This is a genomic window from Arthrobacter sp. Edens01 (assembly GCF_001307035.1).
GTDB lineage: Bacteria > Actinomycetota > Actinomycetes > Actinomycetales > Micrococcaceae > Arthrobacter_B.
Map to the genome: position 1 here is coordinate 547,685 of NZ_LKIU01000002.1, position 19,566 is coordinate 567,250.

Sequence of the window (19,566 nt, forward strand, 5' to 3'; positions counted from 1 at the left end):
CGGGAACAAGGTTACGGACCAGTAGCACTCTGCGGTCTACTCTCTAAGTCATATGCGACGAGGCACGCAGGATCTGCGCTGTCCGTGATTCCGGTAATCCCGCCGGAGATAAACACGCACTGAGAAATAGGAGGCGGAATGCGTTTTGCACGTATTTCCAAAGCAGTGGGAGTTGCGGCAGTAGCTGCGCTTGCACTGAGTGCCTGTGCTGCGAATCAGGGGACCACCGACGGCGGTTCAACTGACAGCGAGAGCACCGGCGGTTCTGTCCGTGTTGTGGAGGTTAACGCCTTCAGCTCGTTCAACAGCAACACGGCGAACGGCAACGTAGATATCAACGGCAAGATTGCGTACGCCACGCATTCCGGCTTCAACTACATCACCGATGAACTCAAGGTCGAGCCGCTGGAAGACTTCGGCACGTACGAGAAGCTCTCGGATGATCCGCTGCAGGTCAAGTACACCGTCAACGAAGGTGTTAACTGGTCCGACGGCGAGCCCGTCGACGCAGACGACCTCATGCTGCTGTGGGCCGTGAACTCCGGTCACTTCAACGACGCCACCCAGAACGAAGAAGGCGAAACCGTTTCCGGTACCACCTACTTCGACTACGCCGGCGACACCTCCGGCCTGGGCCTGACGGACGTTCCCGAAATCGGTGACGACGGCCGTTCCATCACCCTCACCTACTCGAAGCCCTTCGCTGACTGGGAAGTTGCCTTCGGTGCGATGACCGACGGCGGCGTCAGCACTCCGGCGCACGTCGTTGCCGAGAAGGCCGGTCTGGCCGACGGCGACGCGCTGATCGAACTGCTCCAGAACACCCCTGCCGGCGACCCGGCGAACCCGGCTCCGGTCAACGAAGAGCTGAAGGCTGTTGCCGACTTCTGGAACACCGGTTTCGATACGAAGTCGCTGCCCTCGGATGCTTCCCTGTACCTCTCCAACGGTCCGTTCATTGTCTCGGAAATCGACCCCGAGAACTCCATGACGCTGACCCGCAACGAGGACTACAACTGGGGCCCCGAGCCCAAGATCGACGAGATCGTCGTCCGTTACATCGGCGAAGCTCCCGCTCAGGTCCAGGCTCTGAAGAACGGTGAAGTGGACATCATTGCTCCGCAGCCTTCGGCTGACACCGTGGAGCAGATCGAAGCCATTGACGGCGTTTCCATGAACTCCGGCAACCAGCTGTCCTACGATCACGTTGACCTGAACTACACCGGCGTCTTCGCTGACCAGAACGTCCGCACGGCGTTCATGAAGGTCATCCCGCGCCAGGCGATCGTTGACTCGATCATCAAGAAGCTCAACCCGGATGCAGCTCCGCTGGATTCCGAGATCTTCCTGGCTGACCAGGCCGCCTACGCAGAGTCCGCCGCCAACAACGGCTCCTCCGAATTCGCCGAGGTTGACGTCGAAGGCGCCAAGGAACTGCTTGCAGGTGCCACTCCTGAAGTACGCATCATGTACAACAAGGACAACCCCAACCGTGCCGACGCCTACACGCTGATCGCACAGTCTGCCTCCGAAGCCGGCTTCAAGGTCGTCGACGGCGGCCTGGGCGCCTCTGACTGGGGCTCCGCCCTGGGCACCGGCACCTACGATGCCTCCATCTTCGGCTGGATCAACTCGGGCGTTGGCGTGACCGGCGTTCCGCAGATCTTCAAGACCGGTGCTGCATCGAACTACAACGGCTTCTCCAGCCCTGAAGCCGATGCACTCATGGACGAACTCATCATCGAAACCGACGTTGAGAAGCAGGAGGAACTGCAGATCCAGATCGACAAGCTGATCTGGGAGTCCTCCTACGGCCTGCCGCTGTTCCAGTCTCCCGGCGTGGATGCACACAGCGACCGCATCGGCGGCATTGATTCCTTCATGCCGAACCAGACCGGTGTCTGGTGGAACTTCTGGGAATGGGAAGTTCTCGAGTAACAGTTTTTCCTAGCAGCTAAGCAACACCCGCAAGGCGCCGGGGCCTCCACGGTCCCGGCGCCTTGTACTTTCCCCTAGTAACCCAAATAGCCGGTGAGTGATTGGGATTAACCAAATTCCCAGCACTTATGACCTGCACTACACTTCTGCGAGTGCCGGGAGAACCCCCGGACCGTTCTAATGAGGCTGACACTCTATGGTTACCTACATCGTCCGGCGGCTCCTGACCGCCGTTCTAATCCTCTTCGGGGCTTCGTTCCTGGTCTATCTCCTGACAGCGGCGTCGGGGGACCCACTTCAAGACCTGCGCGAGAACCCCGCACCCAACCGGGACGAACTGATCCGGGCACGCACTGAGCTCCTTGATCTGGATGTCCCCGCGCCCCTGCGCTACTTCTACTGGCTTGGCGGAGCAGTAAAGTGCCTCGCCCCCTTTGCCGCGACCTGCGACCTGGGCCAGAGCATCCAGGGCGAGCCCGTCACGGAGGCCCTGGCACGCGCCATGGGCGCCACAATCCTGCTGGTCACCACGGCGACACTGCTGGCCATCGTTGTGGGCATCTCCCTGGGCATCATTACGGCCCTGCGCCAGTACAGCTCGCTGGACTACGGCGTCACGTTCATGGCCTTCCTCTTCTTCTCACTGCCGATCTTCTGGCTGGCCGTCCTGCTCAAGGAATACGGAGCCATCGGCTTCAACAACTTCCTGGCCGACCCTCAGATACCGCTCCCGGTAGTCTTGAGCGTCGGTGCCGCCAGCGGCCTGATCTGGGTGGTCTTCGCCGGGGGTAACCTCAAACGCCGTGCAATCGCCTTTGTTGGCGGTTTCGTGGCCGCAGCAGGCCTGCTCTGGGTACTCGGCGCCACCGGCTGGTTCACCACACCGAGCCTGGGACCGGTTGTCATCGCCATTACGGGCGTGGCTATCGCCTACGGCGTGACTCTGCTTAGTGCCGGCCTGAAAAACCGCAAGGCCCTCTACTCGGCCCTGATCACTGTGGCACTCGGCGTCGTTGCCTACTACGCGCTGCAGCCGCTGCTGAACTCGGCCACGTGGCTGATGATGCTGCTGCTCGCCGTGGCGACCGTCGCCGTCGGCTGCCTGGTCGGCTACCTGATGGGCGGTTATGACCGCGGCCAAAGCATGCGCGGTGCCGCGCTGACCGGCCTGCTGGTTGGCGGACTGATTGTCCTGGACCGCTTTATGTACGCCTGGCCGTCCTACATGGACAACTCCCGGATCCGGGACCGGCCGATCGCTACAGTGGGTGCCTCCACTCCCGGCCTGAACGGTGACTTCTGGATCAGCGGCGTGGATACCTTCACCCACCTGCTGCTGCCCACCGTCGCGCTGCTGCTGGCCTCCCTGGCCTCCTACAGCCGCTACTCCCGGGCTTCCATGCTGGAAATCATGAACATGGACTACATCCGCACCGCACGCGCCAAGGGTCTTTCCGAGCGCACCGTGGTGATGCGCCACGCGTTCCGCAACGCCCTGATCCCGCTGGCCACAATCGTTGCCTTCGACATCGGAGCACTCATCGGCGGCGCCGTCATCACCGAGCAGGTCTTCGCCTTCAGCGGCATGGGCCAGCTGTTCGTGCAGGCGCTTAGCCGGGTGGATCCGAATCCGATCATGGGCTTCTTCCTTGTGACCGGCATTCTGGCACTGGTGTTCAACCTGGTGGCAGACCTTGTTTATACCGTCCTTGATCCGCGCGTAAGGGTGAAGTCATGAGCACTACGTTTTCCGCCGAAACCCCCTCCAACCCGCCCGGCACGGATCCCGAGACCCCTGCCAAAGGCAAAACCAAGGGCCTCTCACAGGGGCAGATTGTCCGCAAGCGCTTCTTCGACAACACGGCTGCGATCATCTCGCTGGTCGTCTTTGCCCTGATCTGCATCCTGGCGTTCTCCTCCATTGGGTTCGCCGGCATACCGGGCTGGTGGAAGTACGACCACCGGCAGTTCACCGAGCAGATCAACGGCGGCGCACCAACGTTCGTCAACCTGTTCAACTGGGGCGAGCATCCCTTTGGCCAGGACCGCATTGGCCGTGACATGTTCGCCATGACCATGCGCGGCACGCAGCAGTCCATCATCGTGATGTTCCTCGTCGGCGCCATCGCCTGCGTGGTTGGTTCAGTAGTCGGAGCAGTTGCCGGCTATTTCCGCGGCATGGTCGAAGCCGTCCTGATGCGCCTGACGGACGTCGTCATCATCATCCCGATCATCGTCATGGCCGCCGTTCTGGGCCAGATCGCCAACCGCCTGGTCGGCGAGGGCATCGGAGTGGTCCTGCTGGGAATCTTCCTCGGCCTGGCGACCTGGACGTCGCTGGCACGACTGGTGCGCGGAGAGTTCCTGTCCCTGCGTGAACGGGAGTTTGTGGACGCCGCACGCATCGCCGGTGCCTCGAACAAGCGCATCATTTTCAAGCACATCCTGCCCAACGCGGTTGGCGTGATCATTGTGAACACCACCCTGCTGATGTCCACGGCCATCCTGCTGGAAACCTCGCTGAGCTACATCGGCTTCGGCGTGCAGCCGCCGGACACGTCGCTGGGCCTGCTGATCAGCCAGAACCAGGAAGCCTTCCAGACCCGCCCCTGGCTGTTCTGGTGGCCGGGCCTGTTCATCGTGGCGATCTGCCTGTGCATCAACTTCATTGGTGACGGCCTCCGGGATGCTTTTGACCCGCGGCAGAAGAAGTTCAACGCCAAGAAGGCCAAGACAAAGCCGGCTGGCAACTAGTGGCAGCCCACCTGCCCGGAGCGGGGGCAGCCGGACTAGGCTGTCCCCGCCAGGGCGAAGAGCACGGCGGCCAGGACCGGCAGGCCCAGCAGCCAGCGCCAGTTGATGCCCACGGAAGCCCGGGCGGCTTCGGTCTGGTCAGTATCAATCAGGCCCGCGTTGACCAGCTGTTCCCAACGGCCCCGGACCAGGCGGGCAGCCTGGCCGGAGTCAGTATTGCTGAGGTCTCCGGGACGAACCGAACCGCCGGCGCCGTACGTGGTGCCCGGAAGGTTGCGCAGGTGTTCGGGCTTGCCCTGATGGGTGCCCCAGACGCCGGGAGCAGGCGCGGCCCATGCCGTGTAGGAGCCCTTCGGCGTGACAAGCTTCAGGGCGAACTTGGTGTCCACGTAAATCAGGGCGGCCCACGGAACCTCGATGGTTCGGAACGGGTTAGCCAGGGTTACTCCGGACCCGGACACCCGGACGCTCGGATACCAGAACAGCCAGGCTGCCCCGGCCGGGATCAGCAGCAGGGGCGCGGTGGCAAGCAGACCGCCAAAGCCTCCGGTCCACACCGCGGACACCATGGCCGCAGCGGTCAGTACCGCGGCGACACCCACGAACCACTTGGTGGTGCGCGGTCGGAAAACTTCGGTCTCGGGCTCGCTCTGCGGGTTCGGCATAACCCCATCGTTACAGCTTTTTCAGGCACCTCCGTAATCGGCCCGATGATCCGGGACCGGCGCGCTGCCTGGACGGAAGGAAACTACAGCCATGACTGAAACCTTCAGCACAGCGGAGACCCGCAGCACGGGCCGTCCGCCGGTCCTTGAAGTCCGCAATCTCTCCGTGGACTTCGGCGTGGACAAGGAATGGGTTCCCGCCGCAAAGGACCTGAACTACTACGTGAACGCCGGTGAAGTGCTGGCGATCGTGGGTGAGTCCGGTTCGGGCAAGAGTGCCAGTTCCATGGCCCTGCTGGGCCTGCTGCCCTCAAACTCGCGGGTTACCGGAGAGGTCCTGCTGGACGGCGAGCCCCTGCTGGGTCTCTCCCAGCACAAGCTGCGGCAGGTCCGCGGCAACGACGTCGCAGTGATCTTCCAGGAGCCGATGACGGCGCTGAACCCCGTCTACACTGTGGGTTTCCAGATCGTGGAGACCCTGCGGCTGCACAACGAGCTGTCTCCGGATGAAGCGAAGCAGCGGGTGCTGAAGCTCCTGGACATGGTGGAACTGCCTGACCCGGAAAAAGCCTTCAAGTCCTACCCGCACCAGCTCTCCGGCGGACAGCGGCAGCGTGCCATGATCGCTCAGTCGCTCTCCTGCGATCCGAAGCTGCTGATCGCTGACGAACCCACCACAGCGCTGGACGTAACGGTGCAGGCCGAAATCCTGGACCTGATGCGCAACCTGCGCAACAAGCTGGACTCGGCGATCGTCCTGATCACCCACGACATGGGCGTGGTTGCCGACCTCGCGGACCGCATTGCCGTGATGCGCCACGGTGTGATCGTTGAGACGGGCACGGCGAAGGAGATCTTCGCCAATCCGCAGCACCCCTACACCCGAGCGCTGCTCGAGTCCGTCCCTCACCTGGGGCAGGGCGCTGACGGTGACGGCGACGTCGACGTGGTGGCTGCACTGGCAGCCGCGACGCACGTTGAACTTGAGTCGGTAGACCAGGAAGAGCTGGAACGGCGGGAAGCCGAAGTCCTCTCCGGGCTGCGGACCGATGAAGCCGCGAAGATTGACGCTGCGGGCGGAGAACCGGTGCTCGTGCTTGAGAACGTCGCCATCGAGTACCCGAAGCAGGGGCGCGTAGCTGCCTTCCGCGCTGTAGAGGGAGCCAACCTGCGGATCCTCCCCGGCCAGGTTATGGGACTCGTGGGCGAATCCGGTTCCGGAAAGACAACCATCGGACGTGCCGCCGTCGGGCTCCTGCCCGTAGCCGAAGGCGAACTCCGTGTAGTGGGAACGGATATCTCCGAACTCAAGCCGAACTCCAAGGCCATGCACAATCTCCGCCGCCAGGTGGGCATGGTCTTCCAGGATCCGTCCTCCTCGCTAAACCCGCGGCTGCCCATCGGCGAGAGCATCGGTGAGCCGATGTTCCTGGCCGGCGAGGCCAAGGGTGCTGCCCTGCAGCAGCGGATCGAGGAACTGCTGGACCAGGTTGAGCTGCCCCGCGCCTACCGCAACCGCTACCCGCATGAGCTCTCGGGCGGACAGAAGCAGCGTGTGGGCATTGCCCGGGCGCTGTCGCTGAAGCCCAAGCTCATGGTTGCGGACGAGCCGACGTCGGCCCTGGACGTTTCCGTCCAGGCGAAGGTGCTTGAGCTGTTCCAGAACCTGCAGCGTGAACTGGGCTTCGCCTGCCTGTTCGTCACGCACGACCTTGCCGTGGTTGACGTCCTGGCCGACCACATCTGCGTGATGCGGAACGGACGGATCGTGGAGCAGGGGACCCGGGACCAGATCCTGCGCAACCCGCAGGAGGAATACACCCAGCGGCTGATCGCCGCCGTTCCGCTGCCCGATCCGGACAAGCAGCGGGAGCGCCGCGAACTGCGGGCCAAGCTGCTTCAGGCATCCGGCCCGGTCGCCTAACCGCCGCCAAGCACTAATCGAGATAACAGAAACTGCCCGTTTGGAGCTCCAAACGGGCAGTTTCTGTATGTTCGGGAACCTGCCGAAAACCCGAAAAGCACAGTCTGCTTATTTTGTCCAGTAAATAACGTGACGCATAGTACATCGTCCTCGAATCGTTATATTGGGGGTCGCCTCGATATAGTTGGAAAGCGAGGGGGACAGGCTTCCCGGCACCCGTACATCGGGCTGGCCGGAGAGGGCATGTCCCCTTTGGTTACCCGTAAAACGTGCGTAGCCAGGACCATTAGCTGAGGTCTGCGGAAGACACTCTGGGCACCCACACCAGCTGCTACCCGGACATCAGCGCCGGAAACAACACCGGCTTCCTTTTCTATTCAGGAGGCGGAATGCGTTTACAGCGCGTATCCAAGGTTGTCAGCGTGGCGGTGGTTGCCGCTCTCGCGCTGGGAGCCTGCGGCGGAGGATCGAACAATGCGGACTCCGCTGCCACCAGTACAAGCATTACGGCCAACGGCACCGAGCCGCAGAACCCGCTGCTCCCCGCCAACACCAACGAGGTGGGCGGCGGCAGGATTATGGACCTTCTGTTCGAAGGCCTGCTGAGCTACGACGCCGACGGCAAGACGGTCAACGAAATCGCCGAGTCCATTGAGACCACGGACTCGCAGAACTACACCATCACACTGAAGGACGGGAAAACCTTCACCAACGGTGAACCGGTAACCGCGTCGTCCTTCGTTGATGCCTGGAACTTTGGTGCCGCCGCGAAGAACGCCCAGCTCAACTCCTACTTCTTCGAGAGCATCAAGGGCTACGACGAGGTGAGCGCTGAGGGTGCCACCACCGAAACCATGAGCGGCCTGAACGTGGTGGATGAGAAGACCTTCACGGTTGAACTCAGCCAGCCCGAATCTGACTGGCCGCTGCGCCTGGGCTACACCGCGTTCTACCCGCTGCCCGCCGAGGCCTTCGAGGACCCGGCAGCATTCGGGGAAAATCCGGTGGGCAACGGCCCGTACATGCTGGCAGGGGACAACGCCTGGCAGCATGAGGTCCAGATCGATCTGGTTGCCAACCCCGACTACACCGGCACCCGGGTTCCGCAGAACGACGGCGTGACGTTCAAGTTCTACTCCTCCTACGACGCCGCGTACGCGGATCTTCAGGCGGATAACCTGGACGTCCTGGACCAGATGCCGGCAGCCGCCCAGAAGACGTTCAAGTCCGATCTGGGTGAAGGCCGCTACTCGGAGAAGCCGACGGCGCAGAACCAGACCATCACCATCCCGCAGTACCTGGAGGAGTTCTCCGGCGAAGCCGGCGCCCTGCGGCGCCAGGCCATCTCCATGGCAGTGAACCGCGAGGAGATCACGGACGTCATCTTCTCCGGCGCCCGGCAGCCTGCCAATGACTTCACGTCACCGGTAATCGAGGGCTTCAACGCCGAGCTTCCCGGCTCGGAGGTGCTCGCCTACAACCCGGAGCGGGCAAAGGAACTGTGGGACCAGGCTGAAGCCATTTCCCCGTGGCCTGAGGGCAAGGCCTTCACGATCGGCTACAACGCCGACGGCGACCACAAGGAATGGGTGGACGCGGTCTGCAACTCGCTGAAGAACAACCTCGGTGTCGACGCGCAGGGCAAGGCCTACTCCACGTTCAAGGAGCTGCGTTCGGACGCCACTGCGAAGACCCTGAGCGGAGCCATCCGCACGGGCTGGCAGGCAGACTACCCGTCGCTGTACAACTTCCTTGGCCCCCTGTACGCCACCGGAGCAGGTTCAAACGACGGCGACTACACGAGCCAGACCTTCGATGACCTCCTGGCTGCCGGCCTGTCCGCAGCCACGGCCGAAGAAGGCGCGGCTATCTTCAACCAGGCACAGGAAGTCCTGCTGAAGGACCTCCCGGTCATCCCGCTGTGGTACCAGGTCTCCCAGACCGGCTGGAGCAACAACGTCACTGACGTGGAAACCGGCTGGAACGGCGTGCCTGTCTACTACAACATCGCACGCAAGTAATAACCCCGCGCGCCGTCCGCCGCCCGGGTTTCCCCGGGCGGCGGACGGCGCCACCAGGCAGAAAACAGGATTGCTAACCATGCCACTACCTGCCAAGACCCCAGACCAAGGCAGGCCCCGGCGATGACCAGATACATTGCCCGCAGGGTCCTGCAGATGATTCCGGTGTTCTTCGGAGCCACGCTGCTGGTCTATTTCCTCGTTTTCTCACTGCCCGGTGATCCGATCGCAGCGCTGTTCGGCGACCGGCCGGTCAACGAGGTAGTTGCCGCGCAGCTGCGCGAACAGTACAACCTCGACCAGCCGTTCATCGTGCAGTACCTGCTGTATTTGAAGAACCTGCTCACCTTCAACCTGGGCAATGACTTCTCCGGCCGGCCAGTGGCCGAGGTCCTTGGTCAGATCTTCCCGGTCACCATGCGCCTGGCAGTGCTCGCACTGCTGTTCGAGGCAGTGTTCGGCATTGTCTTTGGCCTGATTGCCGGGCTGAAGAAGGGCCGTATCTTCGACGCCACGGTGCTTTTCGTCTCCCTGGTCGTCATTGCCATCCCGGTGTTTGTGCTCGGCTTCCTGCTGCAGTTCATCATCGGCGTCAAACTCGGGTGGGCGTCGCCAACGGTGGGGGCGAGTGCCGGCTGGAGTGATTTGATACTTCCCGCCGTCGTCCTGGGACTGGCGTCCTTCGCCTACGTCCTGAGACTGACGCGCACATCCGTCATCGAAAACATGAATGCCGACTACGTCCGCACGGCTACGGCCAAGGGCCTTTCCCGCGGACGGGTGGTCACCGTGCACATCCTGCGGAACTCCCTGATTCCGGTCATTACCTTCCTTGGAGCCGACCTCGGGGCGCTGATGGGCGGGGCGATCGTCACGGAAGGCATTTTCAACGTGCCCGGCGTCGGGCAGAAGCTCTACCAGGCAGTCATCCGCGGTGAAGGACCAACCATCGTTTCAATCGTGAGCGTACTGGTCCTGGTCTACGTGGTGGCCAACCTGCTGGTGGACCTGCTTTACGCCTGGCTGGACCCGAGGATCCGCTATGAGTAAGAACCAACGGACCCAGGAGCACTTCGTCGCCCCGGTGGATTCCGCCGGGCTGCCGGAAACTGACGCAGTTCAGGACGGCCGTGAGCCCCTGAGCATGTGGGGTGAAGCCTGGCGGAACCTGCGCCGCCGGCCACTGTTCATCATCTCCGCGCTGCTGATCCTGCTGATCGTTGCGGTTGCGGCCTTTCCGCAGCTGTTTACGCACACACCGGCAGACGGCGCCTGCTACCTGGCGGATTCAAACGCCGGACCCGCTCCGGGACACCCCCTCGGTTTCACGCTGCAGGGGTGCGACGTCTATGCCCGCCTGATTTACGGCACCCGGGCATCGCTGCTGGTTGGCGTGATCACCACCGTCTGCGTCGTGGTCCTCGGCGGATCGCTCGGCGCGCTCGCCGGGTACTACGGCGGCTGGCTTGACGCCGTGATTGCGCGGCTGGGTGACATCTTCTTTGCCCTGCCGCTGATCCTGGGCGCGATCATTGTGATGCAGCTGCCGATGTTCCGGGAGAACCGCAACATCTGGACAGTCGTCCTGACACTGGTGGTCTTCGGCTGGCCGCAGATCGCCCGGATCACCCGCGGTGCGGTCATCTCCGTGCGGAACGCTGACTTCGTCGTCGCCTCCCGGGCACTTGGCGTCTCCAAGTTCCAGGCGCTGGTGAAGCACGTCCTTCCCAATGCCCTCGCCCCGGTGATTGTCACCGCCACCATTTCGCTTGGCACCTTCATCGTGGCCGAAGCAACCCTGTCCTTCCTGGGGATCGGCCTGCCGCCGGACATCATGTCCTGGGGCAATGACATCTCCGCCGCCCAGACCTCGCTGCGGGCCAACCCTGCAGCGCTGCTGTGGCCTGCAGGTGCGCTGTCCGTCACCGTCCTCAGTTTCATCATGCTCGGCGATGCCGTCCGTGATGCCCTCGATCCGAAAGCCCGCAAGCTATGACATCCAACGCCCTGCAGCCGGACACGGATCCGGCCCCGCTGCTGGACATCCGCTCGCTCGCGATTTCCTTCGAAACTTCCAACGGCACGGTGGACGCGGTGCAGGACGCCAATCTGTCTGTCCTGCCGGGGGAGACGGTGGCGATCGTGGGGGAGTCCGGCTCAGGAAAATCGACGACGGCGCTCGCAGCCATTGGGCTGCTGCCCGGCAACGGGCACGTCAGCGGCGGGCAGATCATTTTCGACGGCGAGGACATCACCCATGCCGGCCCGAAACGGATCGTGGAACTGCGCGGCAACTCAATTGGCATGGTTCCGCAGGATCCGATGTCCAACCTCAACCCGGTGTGGAAGATCGGCTTCCAGGTCCGGGAAACCCTCAAAGCCAACGGCCGTCCTTCATCGGATGAGGACGTGGCCCGGGTCCTGAGCCAGGCGGGCCTGCCCGACGCCGGCTCCCGCGCCAAGCAGTACCCGCATGAATTCTCCGGCGGCATGCGCCAGCGGGCCCTGATCGCCATTGGCCTCTCCTGCTCGCCGCGGCTGCTGATCGCGGATGAACCGACGTCGGCACTGGACGTCACCGTGCAGCGCCAGATCCTGGATCATCTGGCTTCGCTCACCCGGGAGATGGGGACGGCGGTGCTGCTGATTACCCACGATCTTGGCCTGGCAGCCGAGCGCGCCCAGCGCGTTGTTGTCATGTACAAGGGCAGGGTGGTGGAGTCCGGCCCGGCACTGGAGATCCTGAGAAACCCGCAGCATCCCTATACCCGCCGGCTGGTGGACTCAGCCCCGTCCCTTGCTTCCAAGCGGATCGACACTGCGAAGGCGCGTGGCCTGAGCGCTCCGGACCTGCTCGCGGCTGACCCCGGCCAGCAATCCGGCAAGGCTACGGCGGCGGACGTCATCGAGGTCCGCAACCTCACCAAGGTCTTCAAGCTGCGCAGCGGACTGGGCCGGCATGCCGACTTCAGAGCCGTTGACGACGTGTCTTTCTCGGTAAAGAAGGGGACCACCACCGCCGTCGTGGGTGAATCGGGTTCGGGCAAGTCCACGGTGGCCCGTATGGTACTGAATCTCGAAACCCCTACCAGTGGAAGCATCCTCTTTGACGGTGTGGACATAACTACCCTGGACAAAAAGAAGCTCTTCGAGTTCCGCCGCCGGGTGCAGCCCATCTTCCAGGATCCGTACGGATCGCTGGACCCGATGTACAACATCTTCCACACCATTGAGGAACCTCTGCGGGTCCACGGCATTGGGAACAAGGAAAGCCGTTCCAGGAAGGTGCGGGAGCTGCTGGACCAGGTGGCGCTGCCCTCCTCGGTCATGCGGCGCTTCCCGAACGAACTCTCCGGCGGCCAGCGCCAGCGCGTCGCAGTGGCCCGGGCCCTGGCACTTGATCCCGAAGTCGTGATTTGTGATGAAGCCGTTTCTGCGCTGGACGTGCTGGTCCAGGCACAGATCCTGAACCTTCTTGCCGAACTCCAGGCCGACCTTGGGCTCAGCTACCTCTTTATTACGCACGATCTCGCGGTTGTCCGGCAGATTGCGGACGACGTCTGCGTTATGCAGAAGGGAAAGGTGGTGGAAACCGGAACGACGGACGAAGTCTTCAACTCACCGAAGCAGGACTACACCAGGGCCCTGCTGGCAGCGATCCCGGGGGCGGGCCTGGACCTGCCGCCCGAGGCCGCCTGATATCCGCCAAGGCGTTCACCGGAAGACAGCGCATTAGGGAACCTTTGGCAAAACGACTAGAATGGTATGGTGCCCGCTGACAGCGGCCTATCGGTGACTTCTTACACGTGTGTTCCAACGCAGCATTTGTACAGAACTGCCGGATCATCCGGAGCGACTCCGGACCACTGTGAATTATCCCCGAACTGTAACCAATGAATTGAGTCTTCACGCATGTCAGAAACCAACACGGCTGTGAACAGCGCAGTGCGTAGCGATCTCCGCAATGTTGCTATTGTGGCCCACGTTGACCACGGCAAAACGACCCTCGTCGACGCCATGCTCAAGCAGACGAACTCCTTCGCCTCGCACGGAGATGTCGAAGAACGCGTGATGGACTCAGGTGACCTGGAACGCGAAAAGGGCATTACCATCCTGGCCAAGAACACCACCGTGTTCTACAACGGCCCCGCTGCCAACGGCGAAACCATCACCATCAACGTGATCGACACCCCCGGCCACGCCGACTTCGGCGGAGAGGTCGAGCGCGGCCTGTCCATGGTCGACGGCGTTGTCCTGCTGGTGGACGCATCTGAGGGCCCGCTGCCGCAGACCCGTTTCGTACTCCGCAAGGCCCTTGCCGCGAAGCTGCCCGTGGTGCTCCTGGTCAACAAGACCGACCGTCCCGACGCACGCATCGACGAGGTCGTCAGCGAATCCATGGACCTGCTCCTGGGCCTGGCCTCCGACCTCGCGGACGAAGTTCCCGACCTGGACCTGGACCTGGTCCTCAACGTTCCCGTTGTCTACGCTGCCGCCCGTGTTGGCGCAGCCTCGCTGGAGCAGCCGGCCGACGGCCAGGCGCCCGCGAATGACAACCTGGAACCGCTCTTCCAGACCATCATTGAGCACATCCCGGCTCCGACCTACGATCCGGAAGGTGTGCTTCAGGCACACGTCACCAACCTTGACGCTTCTCCCTTCCTGGGCCGCCTGGCGCTGCTGCGCATCTTCAACGGCACCCTTCGCAAGGGCCAGCAGGTTGCCTGGGCCCGTCACGACGGCACCCTGAAGACCGTGAAGATCACCGAGCTGCTGGCCACGAAGGCACTCGAGCGTGTTCCGGCCGAATCCGCCGGTCCCGGCGAGATTGTTGCCGTCGCCGGCATCGAGGACATCACCATCGGTGAAACCCTCACCGACGTGGACAACCCCAAGCCGCTGCCGCTGATCACCGTGGATGATCCCGCGATTTCCATGACCATCGGTATCAACACCTCGCCGCTGGCCGGCAAGGTCAAGGGCGCCAAGGTCACCGCACGACAGGTGAAGGACCGCCTGGACAAGGAACTGATCGGCAACGTTTCCCTTCGGGTTCTGCCGACCGAGCGTCCGGATGCCTGGGAAGTCCAGGGCCGCGGCGAGCTCGCCCTGGCTATCCTCGTGGAGCAGATGCGACGCGAAGGCTTCGAGCTGACCGTTGGCAAGCCGCAGGTTGTCACCAAGGTGATCGACGGCAAGATCCACGAGCCGATGGAACACATGACCATTGACGTTCCCGAGGAATACCTCGGCGCCGTCACCCAGCTGCTGGCAGCCCGCAAGGGCCGCATGGTCAACATGGCCAACCACGGCACCGGCTGGGTCCGCATGGAGTTCATCGTTCCCGCACGCGGCCTGATCGGCTTCCGCACCCGTTTCCTCACCGAAACCCGCGGCGCCGGCATCTCGGCTTCCATCGCCGAAGGCTACGAGCCGTGGGCCGGCCCGATCGAATACCGCACCAACGGTTCCATGATCGCTGACCGCGCCGGCGTCGTGACCCCGTTCGCCATGATCAACCTGCAGGAACGCGGCTCCTTCTTCGTAGAGCCGACCTCCGAGGTTTACGAAGGCATGATCGTGGGCGAGAACTCCCGCGCTGATGACATGGACGTGAACATCACCAAGGAAAAGAAGCTCACCAACATGCGTGCAGCTTCCTCGGATACCTTCGAGAACCTGACCCCGCCGCGCAAGCTGACCCTCGAGGAATCCCTCGAATTCGCCCGCGAGGACGAGTGCGTGGAGGTCACCCCGGAGTCGATCCGCATCCGCAAGCTCATCCTGGACGCCAACGAGCGTGCCAAGGCCTACCGCGCCCGCGCAAAGGCCTAGTTCCATCGCCACGGCCCAAGCATCCGGTTCCCGGGTCCCGCGTTGGCGGGGCCCGGCTGCCGTGGTGCTTGGCGCCCTGGCGGCGGGCATCCTGGGAACATCACTGCACGCCCAGGTGCTCTATGCGGGGGACACTGCGCTGCCGCTCGGCGCGGTTGGGGCATTGATCTTCAGTGCCGCGGTTGCGTCCTTCGCAGGGCTCTGGACACGTTCGGTGGCTGTCAGCGCGGCCACCGGTGTCCTCACCTACGTCCTGCTCGGAACGTTCTCACTGGACATATTCAGCGGACCCCTGATCGTCACCGGAACCTCTTCCGGGCTGGACCTGCCGGTAGTCACAGCCGGGCAGATCTGGCTCTTTGGCCAGTCACTGGCCACCATTGCCGCCGTGCTGGTAACCGCCGTCGTGCTGCGCTCCGAAGCCCGCTTTGAACGCGCCTCGGCGAAGGAAAACACCCTTCCCTACGGCACCGATCCTGGTTACCGTCCGGGACCGGAACCGCTTAGCTAGTCAGGTCCCCTGAGAGTTTTTCACTGGTTCGGTCCCGGTGATGGGCCAGCATCAGTGATGTGGGTGTGCCGTCGGGGTCCGGACCGCGCAGGGCATAGTCATCGAAAACCGCACGCAGCTTGTCCATCAGGATGCGGCGGTTTTCCTCGTTAAGGCACAGGCCCATACGCACTACCTCGATGTCCGACGGGGGAAGCCCCTCGATTTCCTGCAGGAACGTCTCCACAAAGACCATGTTGGTGCCCTCAGGCAGTGAGGCTTTCCAGCTCAGGCCGGTGGCGCGGTAGGGAATTTCCTTGGCGCCGCGGTTCCCCGTGCGCGGTGTTCCGGCAGCGAGAAAACCGGTGCCCAGCAGGGTTCGTACGTGATGCAGGGCAGTGGCAGGATTCAGTTCCAGTGCTTCGGCGATTTCCTTGTTGGTCCGCTCGGCATGCAGGCACAAACGCAGAATCCGCAGCCGGACAGGGGAGCTCAGCGCTCGTCCCCGGGCCTGGATCACATCATCGTTTGGCATCATCCCAGCATACCCGTGCGGAGAGCCGGGCCTTTTTTGCAGTGATCAGGCGGTTCGCGGACGCCGGCGCTCAGGAGCGGGCGGGACAGGCTTGCCGGCAGTCACCAGATTCCACGGAATCCGGACCGGACCCTTGCGGGTCATCAGGGTGCACCCCTCGGAATCCAGCGCAGTAATGGTTCCCAGCGCGTCCGTCAGTCCGCCGTCAATGCGGTAACGCACGACGGCGCGCTGCCCCGTGCCGGCGGCGCGGAGGCGTTCCTCGGGGGTTGGGGAAGTCACCGTTACATAGTACGCGGCGGTCTCCCGGCTGGGAGATAATGGAACGGACTACTAACGTGGAAGCATTACCTCGTGGAGATCTGCGGTTTCGCGGATAACCGCACACCAAGGAAGGCAAAGGGACGTGACGTACGTAATTGCGCAGCCATGCGTGGATGTTAAGGACAAGGCATGCATCGAAGAATGCCCCGTGGACTGCATCTACGAAGGTGAACGCTCCCTCTATATCCACCCGGATGAATGCGTTGACTGCGGCGCCTGCGAACCCGTCTGCCCGGTAGAGGCCATCTACTACGAGGACGACACTCCCGAAGAGTGGGCCGACTATTACAAGGCCAACGTCGAATTCTTCGATGACCTGGGTTCCCCGGGCGGTGCCGCCAAGCTTGGCAATACGCACAAGGATCATCCGATGATCGCCGCACTGCCGCCGCAGAACCAGGAATGAGCACTGCAGCCTCCGGCACTTTCGGCCTGAACCTGCCGGAGTACCCGTGGGAAGCCATGGCCCCATACGTGCAGCAGGCCTCTGCGCACGCGGACGGCGCCGTGAACCTCTCCATCGGAACTCCTGTGGACCCGACTCCGGAGTTCATCCAGGAAGCCCTTGCCGGCGCAGCCAACGCGCCGGGATACCCCACCACGCACGGAACAGCCGAGCTGCGGCAGGGGATTGCGGACTGGTTCTCCCGGCGCCGTTCCGTCCCGGGCCTGGATCCGCAGGACATCATGCCCACGGTTGGTTCCAAGGAACTGGTTGCCTGGCTCCCGCTGCTGCTGGGGCTGGGAGCGGGCGACGTCGTCGTGCGTCCCACCGTTGCCTACCCGACCTATGACATGGGTGCCGTCCTCGCAGGAGCCACCCCCGTCGCCGCGGACGACCTCTCTGAGCTCGATGACGAGACACGCTCGCGCGTCCGCCTGGTCTGGGTCAACTCTCCCGGAAATCCGACCGGCAGTGTCCGCGGCGCCGAATCGATGGCAGCCCTGGTGGACCAGGCCCGTTCACTGGGCGCGGTAGTGGCATCGGACGAGTGCTATGCGGAACTCGGCTGGGGCGAATGGGACACCGCGCGAGGCGGAACCCCGGTACCGTCAGTGCTCGATCCCCGCGTCAGCGGAGGCAGTAACGAGTCCCTGCTCGCTGTGTACTCCCTCAGCAAGCAGTCCAACCTCGCCGGGTACCGTGCCGCGTTCGTCGCAGGTGACGGCGCGATCATCGCCAACCTGGTGAACAGCCGCAAGCACGCCGGGATGATTGTCCCTGCACCCGTGCAGGCCGCGATGCTGGCGGCGCTGTCCGACGACCGGCACGTTGCGGAGCAGAAGGACAAATACCGTGCACGAAGGGAGATGCTGGTCCCCGCGCTGGAAGCTTTCGGCCTGAAGATCAGCAGTTCCGAGGCAGGGCTGTACCTGTGGGCCACCGCGGGCGAGGACACCTGGACAACCATTCAGCGATTCGCCGCACTCGGGATCGTAGTTGGCCCCGGCGTTATCTACGGAGACGCAGGCGCCGGTTTTGTCCGGGTGGCACTCACTGGAAGCGACGAACGCATCGCCGCAGCAGCGCAGCGGCTGGAGGCAGCGGCGCGCTGATTGGGCGGTTGCATTATGCAGTGATGTTGCGCTTGCACAACAAGATCGCTGCCGATTAGTGGTAACGCCCGGTAAACCGGTAGCGTTTTAGCGAAATAGATAACAGCACGAATGTGTACTATGGGCGCTCTTCTCACGAGGACGCGGGCCCGTAGCAGTGGGTTCTTCAAACTCCTGAAGGAGAAAAATGACTGAGCGACCAAGTGCCGAACTGCACTATGGGACCGAGCCGGCGGACAAGCTGGAGCTTCCCCGCATTGCGGCCAAGGAAGGCAACGACGGCTTTGACGTATCGAAGCTGCTGAAGCAGACCGGCACCGTAACGTTCGACCCCGGGTTCATGAACACCGCGGCCACGACCTCGGCGATCACCTACATCGACGGTGATGCGGGAATCCTGCGTTACCGCGGATACCCCATCGAGCAGCTGGCAAAGCACTCCAGCTTCCTCGAAACTTCCTACCTGCTGATCTACGGCAACCTGCCGACTCCCGCAGAGCTTGAAGCATTCGACCACCGGATCCGCCGGCACACACTGCTGCATGAGGACCTCAAAGGCTTCTTCGGAGGCTTCCCGCGTGATGCTCACCCGATGCCCGTGCTCTCCTCGGCAGTCAGCGCGCTGTCCACCTTCTACCAGGATTCCCTGGATCCCTTCGACGAGGAGCAGGTGGAGCTTTCCACCGTGCGCCTTATGGCGAAGCTTCCCGTGATTGCTGCGTATGCGCACAAGAAGAGCATCGGCCAGCCCATGCTCTATCCGGACAACTCCATGAACCTGGTGGAGAACTTCATGCGGCTCTCCTTCGGCCTGCCCGCCGAGCCGTACGAACTGAATCCGAAGCTGGTCAAGGCCCTGGACCTGCTGCTGATCCTGCACGCAGACCATGAGCAGAACTGCTCTACCTCCACGGTCCGCCTGGTCGGCAGCTCCAACGCGAACATGTTCGCTTCGATCTCCGCCGGCATCAGCGCGCTCTTCGGCCCGCTGCACGGCGGTGCCAACGAAGCCGTGCTGAACATGCTGCGGGACATCCAGTCCACCGGCATGCAGCCTGAAACCTTCATGGAGAAGGTCAAGAACAAGGAAGACGGCGTGAAGCTCATGGGCTTCGGGCACCGCGTCTACAAGAACTACGATCCGCGCGCCAAGATCGTTAAGGCAACGGCCCACGAGATCCTCGCGGACCTCGGCGGCAACGACGAGCTGCTGGACATCGCCATGCGGCTTGAAGAGAAGGCCCTCGCGGATGACTACTTCATTGAGCGCAAGCTCTACCCGAATGTGGACTTCTACACCGGCCTGATCTACAAGGCCATGGGCTTCCCGGAGAAGATGTTCACTGTGCTCTTCGCAATCGGCCGCCTGCCGGGCTGGATCGCCCAGTGGCGCGAAATGATGCAGGACCCGCAGACCAAGATTGGCCGTCCGCGCCAGTTGTACACGGGTGTCCCGGAGCGCAACTACCCGGAACGCTAAACAGGCACAGCCAGTGCCCAACAGGTTCTAAAAAGGACGGGTC

The 19,566-nt window shown here is 63.0% G+C and carries 16 protein-coding genes; 13 read left to right on the top strand and 3 right to left on the bottom strand.

Annotation, left to right across the window (positions count from 1 at the left end; translation table 11 throughout):
• The first annotated feature begins 138 nt into the window (after positions 1-138).
• The 3 genes from AO716_RS02990 to AO716_RS03000 all read left to right on the top strand — a co-directional run bounded on the left by AO716_RS02990 (position 139) and on the right by AO716_RS03000 (position 4,692).
• Positions 139-1,938 (top strand): ABC transporter family substrate-binding protein, encoded by a 1,800-nt coding sequence (locus AO716_RS02990; RefSeq protein ID WP_055239454.1) that lies wholly within the window; start codon positions 139-141, stop codon positions 1,936-1,938.
• A 196-nt stretch (positions 1,939-2,134) separates the two neighbouring features.
• Complete coding sequence (locus tag AO716_RS02995; RefSeq protein ID WP_055239455.1) at positions 2,135-3,676, top strand: ABC transporter permease; 1,542 nt, start codon at positions 2,135-2,137, stop codon at positions 3,674-3,676.
• On the top strand, positions 3,673-4,692 hold the full coding sequence (locus AO716_RS03000; RefSeq protein WP_055239456.1) for an ABC transporter permease: 1,020 nt from the start codon (positions 3,673-3,675) through the stop codon (positions 4,690-4,692). The genes AO716_RS02995 and AO716_RS03000 overlap by 4 nt, the downstream gene beginning before the upstream one ends.
• A 35-nt stretch (positions 4,693-4,727) precedes the next feature.
• On the opposite strand, the gene AO716_RS03005 is transcribed toward AO716_RS03000, so the two are convergent.
• Positions 4,728-5,357, bottom strand: a complete 630-nt coding sequence (locus tag AO716_RS03005) for a PH domain-containing protein (protein ID WP_055239457.1) — start codon at positions 5,355-5,357, stop codon at positions 4,728-4,730.
• A gap of 91 nt (positions 5,358-5,448) precedes the next feature.
• Here AO716_RS03005 and AO716_RS03010 point away from each other — a divergent pair, with 91 nt between their 5' ends.
• The 7 genes from AO716_RS03010 to AO716_RS03040 all read left to right on the top strand — a co-directional run bounded on the left by AO716_RS03010 (position 5,449) and on the right by AO716_RS03040 (position 15,648).
• Entirely contained in the window at positions 5,449-7,281 is a 1,833-nt protein-coding gene (locus tag AO716_RS03010) for an ABC transporter ATP-binding protein (RefSeq protein ID WP_055239458.1), read from the top strand.
• A gap of 389 nt (positions 7,282-7,670) precedes the next feature.
• The gene (locus AO716_RS03015) at positions 7,671-9,302 is read left to right on the top strand and encodes a peptide ABC transporter substrate-binding protein (RefSeq protein WP_055239459.1); all 1,632 of its coding nucleotides are present in this window, start codon (positions 7,671-7,673) and stop codon (positions 9,300-9,302) included.
• A gap of 123 nt (positions 9,303-9,425) precedes the next feature.
• Positions 9,426-10,352, top strand: coding sequence for an ABC transporter permease (locus AO716_RS03020; protein WP_055239460.1), 927 nt, complete (start codon positions 9,426-9,428; stop codon positions 10,350-10,352).
• Positions 10,345-11,298, top strand: a complete 954-nt coding sequence (locus AO716_RS03025; RefSeq protein ID WP_055239461.1) for an ABC transporter permease — start codon at positions 10,345-10,347, stop codon at positions 11,296-11,298. Before AO716_RS03020 ends, AO716_RS03025 begins: the two co-directional genes overlap by 8 nt.
• Positions 11,295-13,001 (top strand): dipeptide ABC transporter ATP-binding protein, encoded by a 1,707-nt coding sequence (locus AO716_RS03030; RefSeq protein ID WP_055239462.1) that lies wholly within the window; start codon positions 11,295-11,297, stop codon positions 12,999-13,001. Before AO716_RS03025 ends, AO716_RS03030 begins: the two co-directional genes overlap by 4 nt.
• Before the next feature lie 213 nt (positions 13,002-13,214).
• Positions 13,215-15,137, top strand: coding sequence for a translational GTPase TypA (gene typA, locus AO716_RS03035; protein ID WP_055239463.1), 1,923 nt, complete (start codon positions 13,215-13,217; stop codon positions 15,135-15,137).
• A gap of 61 nt (positions 15,138-15,198) precedes the next feature.
• Positions 15,199-15,648 carry a hypothetical protein gene (locus AO716_RS03040; RefSeq protein ID WP_152969836.1) on the top strand — a complete coding sequence of 150 codons (450 nt, stop codon included), beginning with the start codon at positions 15,199-15,201 and terminating at the stop codon, positions 15,646-15,648.
• Here the strand turns inward: AO716_RS03040 and AO716_RS03045 are convergent.
• Together AO716_RS03045 and AO716_RS03050 are read right to left on the bottom strand one after the other, a co-directional pair.
• On the bottom strand, positions 15,641-16,162 hold the full coding sequence (locus AO716_RS03045; RefSeq protein WP_055239749.1) for an ArsR/SmtB family transcription factor: 522 nt from the start codon (positions 16,160-16,162) through the stop codon (positions 15,641-15,643). The genes AO716_RS03040 and AO716_RS03045 overlap by 8 nt on opposite strands.
• A gap of 45 nt (positions 16,163-16,207) precedes the next feature.
• A complete protein-coding gene (locus AO716_RS03050; protein WP_055239465.1) occupies positions 16,208-16,444 on the bottom strand; it encodes a hypothetical protein in 237 nt (78 codons plus the stop codon).
• Between the two features lie 124 nt (positions 16,445-16,568).
• On the opposite strand from AO716_RS03050, the gene fdxA reads away from it, so the two are divergent.
• The 3 genes from fdxA (at position 16,569) to AO716_RS03065 (ending at position 19,523) form a co-directional block, all read left to right on the top strand.
• Positions 16,569-16,892: a ferredoxin gene (gene fdxA / locus AO716_RS03055; RefSeq protein WP_055239466.1), complete on the top strand. Its 324-nt coding sequence runs from the start codon at positions 16,569-16,571 to the stop codon at positions 16,890-16,892.
• Entirely contained in the window at positions 16,889-18,043 is a 1,155-nt protein-coding gene (dapC, locus tag AO716_RS03060; RefSeq protein WP_055239467.1) for a succinyldiaminopimelate transaminase, read from the top strand. Before fdxA ends, dapC begins: the two co-directional genes overlap by 4 nt.
• Before the next feature lie 187 nt (positions 18,044-18,230).
• A complete protein-coding gene (locus AO716_RS03065; RefSeq protein WP_055239468.1) occupies positions 18,231-19,523 on the top strand; it encodes a citrate synthase in 1,293 nt (430 codons plus the stop codon).
• Positions 19,524-19,566: the final 43 nt, after the last annotated feature.

Bases quoted from the DNA above. Each gene is read 5' to 3' on its own strand.
- AO716_RS02990 (WP_055239454.1), top strand. From the start codon at position 139: ATGCGTTTTGCACGTATTTCCAAAGCAGTGGGAGTTGCGGCAGTAGCT.
- AO716_RS02995 (WP_055239455.1), top strand. From the start codon at position 2,135: ATGGTTACCTACATCGTCCGGCGGCTCCTGACCGCCGTTCTAATCCTC.
- AO716_RS03000 (WP_055239456.1), top strand. From the start codon at position 3,673: ATGAGCACTACGTTTTCCGCCGAAACCCCCTCCAACCCGCCCGGCACG.
- AO716_RS03005 (WP_055239457.1), bottom strand. From the start codon at position 5,357: ATGCCGAACCCGCAGAGCGAGCCCGAGACCGAAGTTTTCCGACCGCGC.
- AO716_RS03010 (WP_055239458.1), top strand. From the start codon at position 5,449: ATGACTGAAACCTTCAGCACAGCGGAGACCCGCAGCACGGGCCGTCCG.
- AO716_RS03015 (WP_055239459.1), top strand. From the start codon at position 7,671: ATGCGTTTACAGCGCGTATCCAAGGTTGTCAGCGTGGCGGTGGTTGCC.
- AO716_RS03020 (WP_055239460.1), top strand. From the start codon at position 9,426: ATGACCAGATACATTGCCCGCAGGGTCCTGCAGATGATTCCGGTGTTC.
- AO716_RS03025 (WP_055239461.1), top strand. From the start codon at position 10,345: ATGAGTAAGAACCAACGGACCCAGGAGCACTTCGTCGCCCCGGTGGAT.
- AO716_RS03030 (WP_055239462.1), top strand. From the start codon at position 11,295: ATGACATCCAACGCCCTGCAGCCGGACACGGATCCGGCCCCGCTGCTG.
- typA (WP_055239463.1), top strand. From the start codon at position 13,215: ATGTCAGAAACCAACACGGCTGTGAACAGCGCAGTGCGTAGCGATCTC.
- AO716_RS03045 (WP_055239749.1), bottom strand. From the start codon at position 16,162: ATGCCAAACGATGATGTGATCCAGGCCCGGGGACGAGCGCTGAGCTCC.
- dapC (WP_055239467.1), top strand. From the start codon at position 16,889: ATGAGCACTGCAGCCTCCGGCACTTTCGGCCTGAACCTGCCGGAGTAC.
- AO716_RS03065 (WP_055239468.1), top strand. From the start codon at position 18,231: ATGACTGAGCGACCAAGTGCCGAACTGCACTATGGGACCGAGCCGGCG.